Here is a 1,511-nt window from a genome sequence, read left to right as displayed (position 1 = left end):
CGACCGTCCTGTTCGCCCAAGGAATCCACGTCCACCTGCTCGAACTCCTCGGCATCGAGGTCATCCAGCCACGCTGGACAGAACCCTGACCCGACCCGAACGAGCTACATGCGAACTACGGGCCTAGCGCAGGCTGCCACCTGGCACAGCCCGCTGGATCTGGGCATCTGGGTGCTGACCGACAGCGACGCGGCAGCGGACTGGGACTGGGCACGCTGGCTGCCGCACACCCGGCCCCGCACCCCCGAGCAGCCGTTCACGCTGATCGGCAACGACCCGCGCAGCGTCGCGCGCCGCATCGCAGAGCTGGCCGCGTTGATCGCGGCGCGGCACGAGGCTCTCAAACAGAGCCCCGGCGCGCGGCTGGGCGACCCGGAGCTGCTGGTGCTGCTGGACGGAGCCCGGAAACTGCGCGCGCTGCCCGGGATGCTGCAGGTGCTCACGGACGGCCCCGTGGTCGGGGTGTACCCGGTGTGCCTCGAAGGGCAGCGCGGCATGCTGCCGGTCGAGTGCCAGGCGGTGGTCGAACTCGAACCAGGCGGCAGCGCGACCGTCACCCAGGAACGCGCCCACCCCGTCACCGCCGTGCGCCCCGACCTGGTCAGCGCGAAGTGGGCGGGGCGCCTGGCGCGCGCCCTGGCCCCGATCCGCGACATCTCCCCCCAAGAGGACCAGACTGCGATCCCCGACTCCTGCCGCCTGCTCGACCTGCTCGGCCTGGAACCGCCCACCGCGCAGGCCGTGGCCGAGCGCTGGGCGCGCAGCCCGGCGAGCACCGAGGCGCTCGTCGGCGCCGGATTCGACGCGGCGCCCTTCACCCTGGATCTGCGCCAGGACGGCCCACACGGCCTGATCGCCGGGACCACCGGCGCCGGGAAATCCGAGCTGCTGCAGACCCTGGTCGCCTCCCTGGCCGCGGCCAACCGCCCGGACGCGATGACCTTCGTGCTGATCGACTACAAGGGCGGCAGCGCGTTCAAGGACTGCGCGCGCCTGCCGCACACCGTTGGCATGGTCACCGACCTCGGCCCCGCGCTGGTGGAACGCGCCCTGGAATCCCTGGGCGCGGAACTGCGCCGCCGCGAGCACATCCTGGCCGACGCCGCAGCCAAGGACCTCGAGGACTACACCGCGCAGCGCCGCCGCACCCCGAACCTCGCGCCCCTGCCCCGGCTGCTCATCGTGATCGACGAGTTCGCCTCCCTGATCCGGGAACTGCCCGACTTCATCACCGGCCTGGTCAGCATCGCCCAGCGCGGCCGGTCCCTGGGCATCCACCTGATCCTGGCCACCCAGCGTCCCGCGGGCGCCGTCTCCCCGGAGATCCGCGCGAACACCAACCTGCGCATCGCGCTGCGCATGACCGACGCCGCCGAAAGCCAGGACGTCATCGACACCCCCGAGGCCGCGCGCATCCCCAAACACCTGCCCGGCCGCGCCTACGCCCGCCTCGGACACGCCACCATCCTGCCCTTCCAAGCCGCCCGCATCGCCGCACCCCGCCCCGACAC

1 protein-coding gene is annotated in these 1,511 nt (G+C 72.7%); it reads left to right on the top strand.

All coding sequences use genetic code 11. The features are described 5' to 3' along the window. Positions 1-153 precede the first annotated feature (153 nt). A partial coding sequence (locus tag KGA66_RS28990) for an FtsK/SpoIIIE domain-containing protein (RefSeq protein WP_369015990.1) occupies positions 154-1,511 on the top strand: 1,358 nt, incomplete at its 3' end.

It is taken from the genome of Actinocrinis puniceicyclus (assembly GCF_018283645.1).
Lineage (GTDB): Bacteria > Actinomycetota > Actinomycetes > Streptomycetales > Catenulisporaceae > Actinocrinis > Actinocrinis puniceicyclus.
This window is presented reverse-complemented; position numbering and strand designations above follow the sequence as displayed.